The organism is Vicinamibacteria bacterium, from assembly GCA_035620555.1.
Lineage (GTDB): Bacteria > Acidobacteriota > Vicinamibacteria > Marinacidobacterales > SMYC01 > DASPGQ01.
Genome location: DASPGQ010000638.1, coordinates 1 through 5294, shown reverse-complemented (window position 1 = coordinate 5294; position 5294 = coordinate 1). Strand labels below are relative to the sequence as shown.

Below are 5294 nucleotides of genomic sequence, written 5' to 3'. Positions count from 1 at the left end.
CCGTTCATGGAAGACTACGGGTTCGTGACCATGGAGGCGTTTCGGTCGAAGAAGCCCGTCGTCACCTGCCTGGATAGCGGTGGGCCGGCGGAGATCGTCTCCGCCGGCCGGTCCGGCTACGTGCTGTTGCCCGAGCCTTTTCACATCGCACAACAGCTCGACGTGTGGGCGGAGAACCGCGATCTCGCCATTCGCATGGGCGAGAACGGTGAGGCGGACACCCGGGCGGTTCGATGGGAGGCCTGTGTGGCCAAGCTTCTGTCATGAGGTCGATTCGGATCGCCGGAGCCGGCCCCGCGGGTCTGTCGGCGGCGATCCATCTGGCGCGAGAGGGCTTGCCGGTCGAGGTCTTCGAGAGGCGAGAAGCGGTCGGGGCACGGTTCATCGGGGAGTGGCAGGTGCTCGAGAGCTACAGCCGCGAGCAGGATGCCCTCGAGGAGCTCGCTTCGATGGGGATCGAGACCACCTTCCATCACGTGCCGGCAACCTGGGCCCACCTCATCGACGACCGCGGGAACCGGCACGAGGTGCAGAGCGCCGCCCCCTACGGATATTTTCTGCGGCGAGGAGACGAGGAGGGAACCCTCGACCGGATGCTCGCCGCGCAAGCGGAGCGAGCCGGCGTGAAAATCCGCCTCGGCGCGAAGCTCGATCCGACCGAGGCCGACGTCGTGGCCACCGGACCGGGACCGGCTGACGGCATCGCCAAGGAGATCGCTTTTCGCACCGACGGCGCCGACCGCATCGAGGTCATCTTCGACCCCGACCTCGCCCCCGGCGGCTACGCCTATTTGTTCGTGATCGACGGGTGGGCCACACTCGGTCTGGCCCTGTTGAAGAGCTACGGGAAGCTCGAGGCGCATTTCGAGCGAACGGTCGCCCGATTTTCCGACATCGCGCCCTTCGAGATTCGAGAGCCGAGGCGCGGTTACTCCTACATGAACTTCTTCCTGCATGGCAGCTCCCAGGCCGACGGCGCACGTTTTGCCGGCGAAGCGGGCGGTTTCCAGGACTACCTCTTCGGCCTCGGCATCCGCTACGCGCTCGTCTCCGGCCACCTCGCCGCGCGAAGCATCCTCGAGAACGTGTCTTACGATGAGCTTTGGCGGGATCGGTTTCTCGATCAAATGCGCTCGAGCGTGGGGGCCCGTCTTCTCTACGAGTCCCTGGGCCGTTTCGGCCTGAGGACGTTCGTCGGTCGATCGTCTCGTTCCGATTTTCGAGCGTACCTTCACTCCTGGGCGCGACCCGCCCGATGGCGACTCTGGCTCGCGCCGCTCGCCGAACGCGTTTTCGGAAGAGCGGAAAGTTGCGCTCACAAGCTGCCCTGTCATTGGTGTCGGCCCCGGGAGGGCCGATCGGGAGCGCCCGAGCCACTCCCCGCGGATTTCGTTGCCCGGTACTTGCGGGAGCCGTGATGGAGCTTGCGGAAGCCTATTCCTTCTGCCGCAAGGTGGCCCATCGGAAAGGGCCGAACTTTTCGGTGGGTTTTCGATTCCTCCCCCGACACAAGCGCGACGCGGTTTACGCAACCTACGCCTTTTGTCGCTTCGTCGATGACGTGGTGGACGAGAAAGTCGATTCCGATGTCCGCGAGCTCATCGATCGATGGGAGCGTGAGCTCGACGACTGTTACGCGGGCAAGCCGAGCCATCCCGTGGCCGTCGCCCTCGCCGACACCGCCGCGCGTTACCCGATACCCAAATCCGCCTTTCGGGGCCTCATCGACGGATGCCGCATGGACCTCGTCAAGACACGTTACGCGAGCTTCGCGGAACTGATGGAGTACAGCGATCTCGTCGCGACCACCATCTCGACGATGTCGCTCGCCATCTTCGGTTATTGTGACGATGCGGCCGTCGAGCGAGGACGCGATCTGGCGACCGCCTTTCAGCTCACCAATATCCTGCGCGACGTGGGGGAGGACGTCGAGCGCGGTCGAATCTACCTTCCCCAGGACGAGCTAGCCCGGTTCGGCGTCTGCGAAGAAGATCTACGCCTCAAGAAGGTGACCCGGGGGTTTGCCGATCTCATGCGATTCCAGGTGCAGCGCGTGCGTGAGCATTACGACCGGGCCGAGCCCCTTCTGAGTCTCATCGAAACCGACGCGCGACGGTGCACGCGCCTCATGGGCTCCGTCTACTACGGCGTGCTCGAGCGGATCGAGGCGTCGGGCGGTAACGTGTTCGGCGGCCGGATCGGTCTCACCTTTGGAGAGAAGCTCGGCCTGGTGGCGCGCACCTGGTGGAACGGCTCACCGACCTGGATCCATCTCACTCCGTAAGCGTGGCTAAATCGAACGTCGCCTCCTCGATGGCAAAACGGGTCACTTTCGCACCCTTGGCCACCCGGAACGCGAAAGTACAGGTGTACGACGGATCCTGGCCGAAATCCCCGAACGCCTGAGCGGTCTTGTAGGTTTCACCGTCCTCGCCGATCAGCACGGGTTTGTCCAGCCGCACCGGCTCGAACGAAGGCAGCACCTTAATGTCGATCGAAACCGTGGCGAACTCGTTCTCCTCGTTGGGGCGAATGACCCCTCGCACGATGTTCCCTCCAGGAGGGCAATCCTGGAGACTCACGTTCGTCGCGCGCTCGATACGGCTCACCGTAATCTCCAAGCCCTTGTAGGTCTGGGCGGGAGGACCGCTCGTCGGTGTCGAAGCGACCAAGGACCCGCTCGCGACTCCGCAGAGGAAGGCAATTCCCGTGCTGACCAGGCCTCGCGCGCGGCCGACCATGAGCGCTCGTCGAGAGCTCATGCTTACAACGGCCGGTCGGGCCACATCATCGTGCGCCACATGTGGGACGAGGGCGAGTCGTCGAATCCGAGACCTTCCTCGGGCTGTTTGAAATGCCGCCCGATGATGTCGACGAAGGGATCGATCGACACGACGGCGTCGCGGTCGAACGAGTACAGATCGTTCACCGTGACGAGACGCGGGAACTCGTACCACTTGTGATTCTTGAGCTTCTTGTACGTTCGCTCGAGGTAGGGCTCGGGCACGTAGTCTTCACCGAACATGCGGAAATAGCTCTCGGGGTACTCGTAACCGTAGTCCGGATCGGGATAGAAACGGAGCGTTTGGTGGTAGCGGATGGAGAACGACGTGATCTCCGGCACGTACGGCTCCACCAGCTGAGCACCCCACCACCCGTGATCGGGATGGATCATGTTGAGGACCACGTCGTGCAGCAGGCAAGCCAGCACGACCTCTTCGCGCATTCCCGTCTTGAGCGCGCGCGTTGCGCTTTGCAAAACGTGGCTGGCGGGGGCGAAGCGGTACTGGTAAAAATCCAGGAGGGTCGGCTTGTCGGGCATTTTCTCGAGCGCCCGCAGCTTGCCGTCCCTCGGAACGAAGAGGTTTCCCGCTCCGCGGCGGTTGGGCCGGCTGAGATCCTGATTGCGTGCTTCGAGGTCGGCGACGGTGGGGAAAGCGTTCTCCGACTCCTGCCTCTCCGAGACGGCGGCATCGAGCTCGCGCTCCATGAAGTGCTCGAGGGCATTGGCTTTCTCGTCGGGTGTCATCAGGGCGATTGCTCCCGCCCCGCCGACGCTCGAGATAAAAGCTCGACGATCGATCTCCATAGCTTCCCTCTCTTGTGATGGCCTAGGTGAACCCTTCGATGCTTTCCGGTGCGGCCATACACGAGCACCGGCACCGATATGATCCGGAGAATACGCCCCATCGCCGTCGGAGTCAATGCGGATCCGGCTTGCAACACCCTCGAAACTTGGTGATTCGGCTCGCGCGCGCCAATATGACTGCGAAGGGAGGTCCTGATGAATGCCCGCTCGTTCTCGATGTCCATTTTGGTTCTACTCATCGCGGCTTGCGTCATCGGGTTCCAAGAGGCTCGCGAAGTCGAGCGTCTCGTGGACGCGCTCGATGTGGACCCGGGTGAAGTGTTCGCCGACGTGGGGGCGGGGGACGGTCGCTTCAGCCTGGCTCTGGCCGCGCGCGTCGGGAACGACGGTCGGGTTTACGCAACCGAGGTGGATCGCGACGATTTGAAGGAGATCCGCGGCCGGGTCGCAGAGGACCAGACGAGCAACGTCACGGTGATCGAAGGCAGCCAGAGCTCGACGGGACTGCCCGACATTTGCTGCGATGGCATTCTTCTTCGACGGGTCTACCATCATTTCCAGGACCCGGACGCGATGCGGGAAAGCCTGAAGCGCGCGCTGAAGGAGGACGGGCTTCTCCTTATTATCGACTTCGGCGAGAAACGTCACTGGAGTCGACCGGCGGGCATTCCCGAATCACGTGACGGGCACGGCATCGCGAAAGAGATGCTCGTTTCCGAGATGGAGCTCGCCGGCTTCGAGCTCGTACGGGACCTGGACTGGCCGAACGACGACTACGCGCTTTTGTTTCGGGTGGCTCGCGTACCGGACTAGTTCTCTTCCGCTTTGGAGCGCGGCTCGGGAAGCCGTGGGCGGGGGAACTTCTCGTCTCGCATCGCCGCGTGGTAGGCGACGGATGCGATGATGACGGCCGCCTGCTCGAGGTCCTCCTCGAGAAGGTTCTCGTAGACGTCGAGGTTGGTGTGATGCGTCCTCGTATCGTAGTCGATGGGATCCTGGACGAACTGGAAGCCGGGAAGGCCGAGTGCGTGGAACGGGAGGTGATCCGTACCGCCGGTATTCAGGACGGTCAGCCCCGACGCTTCGAGATAGGCAAAAGGCGCGAGGAACGCTTCCAGGATCGGACGTGCGGCCTCGTTTCCCTGGAGATAGACGCCTCGGATTCGCCCGGTGCCGTTGTCCAGGTTGAAGTATGCCGAGAGCTTCCCGTGCTCCGGCGTCAGCACCATCGTCTCGGGGTCGCCGAAATGTCGCGTCACGTAGCCGAGCGAGCCGAAGTAGCCTTGCTCCTCGCCGGTCCATAGAGCGAGCCGGATGGTCCTCCTCGGGGCCGCACCCACGGCCTCTAGAATGCGCAGGGCTTCCATCATGGCCGCCACCCCCGCGGCATTGTCGGTGGCGCCGGTTCCGGCGTGCCATGAGTCGAGGTGGGCTCCGAGGATCACGAGCTCATCGGAACGCTCGGCGTCGCTCCCGGGAAGATCGGCGAGCACGTTGTTCCCCTCGACGTGATCGGCAAAGCTCACTCGGAGCGAGATCTCGAGCGTTGCGGCGACGTTTTTTTCCAGGATTCGGAGGATGCGACCGTAGTGCTCTTTCGCCATCACGAACGACGGGAAGTTGGAGACGTCGGTTCCCAGGAAATAGCCGAGGGCGGAAACGCGCACGTTGGCTCCGTCGCGCTCGCTGGGCTCGATGAGGACCG

Annotated in this window: 7 protein-coding genes; 4 read left to right on the top strand and 3 right to left on the bottom strand. The window is 63.4% G+C overall.

All coding sequences use genetic code 11. The features are described 5' to 3' along the window. From VEK15_26050 to hpnD, 3 genes are all read left to right on the top strand, one after another. A partial coding sequence (locus VEK15_26050; protein ID HXV64190.1) for a glycosyltransferase occupies positions 1 to 267 on the top strand: 267 nt, incomplete at its 5' end. After that, a complete protein-coding gene (locus VEK15_26045; protein HXV64189.1) occupies positions 264 to 1418 on the top strand; it encodes an NAD(P)/FAD-dependent oxidoreductase in 1155 nt (384 codons plus the stop codon). The genes VEK15_26050 and VEK15_26045, both read left to right, overlap by 4 nt. Beyond that, positions 1418 to 2284, top strand: coding sequence for a presqualene diphosphate synthase HpnD (gene hpnD / locus VEK15_26040; GenBank protein HXV64188.1), 867 nt, complete (start codon positions 1418 to 1420; stop codon positions 2282 to 2284). The genes VEK15_26045 and hpnD overlap by 1 nt, the downstream gene beginning before the upstream one ends. Here the strand turns inward: hpnD and VEK15_26035 are convergent. Then, positions 2274 to 2762, bottom strand: a complete 489-nt coding sequence (locus tag VEK15_26035) for a hypothetical protein (protein HXV64187.1) — start codon at positions 2760 to 2762, stop codon at positions 2274 to 2276. The genes hpnD and VEK15_26035 overlap by 11 nt on opposite strands. Positions 2763 to 2764: 2 nt before the next feature. Further along, positions 2765 to 3589 (bottom strand): hypothetical protein, encoded by an 825-nt coding sequence (locus VEK15_26030; GenBank protein ID HXV64186.1) that lies wholly within the window; start codon positions 3587 to 3589, stop codon positions 2765 to 2767. A gap of 195 nt (positions 3590 to 3784) precedes the next feature. On the opposite strand from VEK15_26030, the gene VEK15_26025 reads away from it, so the two are divergent. Next, positions 3785 to 4402 (top strand): methyltransferase domain-containing protein, encoded by a 618-nt coding sequence (locus tag VEK15_26025; protein ID HXV64185.1) that lies wholly within the window; start codon positions 3785 to 3787, stop codon positions 4400 to 4402. Here the strand turns inward: VEK15_26025 and VEK15_26020 are convergent. Then, a partial coding sequence (locus VEK15_26020; GenBank protein ID HXV64184.1) for a M20/M25/M40 family metallo-hydrolase occupies positions 4399 to 5294 on the bottom strand: 896 nt, incomplete at its 5' end. The genes VEK15_26025 and VEK15_26020 overlap by 4 nt on opposite strands.

Excerpts from the sequence above, each read along its gene's own strand:
- VEK15_26045 (HXV64189.1), top strand. The coding sequence starts at position 264 with ATGAGGTCGATTCGGATCGCCGGAGCCGGCCCCGCGGGTCTGTCGGCG.
- hpnD (HXV64188.1), top strand. The coding sequence starts at position 1,418 with ATGGAGCTTGCGGAAGCCTATTCCTTCTGCCGCAAGGTGGCCCATCGG.
- VEK15_26035 (HXV64187.1), bottom strand. The coding sequence starts at position 2,762 with ATGAGCTCTCGACGAGCGCTCATGGTCGGCCGCGCGCGAGGCCTGGTC.
- VEK15_26030 (HXV64186.1), bottom strand. The coding sequence starts at position 3,589 with ATGGAGATCGATCGTCGAGCTTTTATCTCGAGCGTCGGCGGGGCGGGA.
- VEK15_26025 (HXV64185.1), top strand. The coding sequence starts at position 3,785 with ATGAATGCCCGCTCGTTCTCGATGTCCATTTTGGTTCTACTCATCGCG.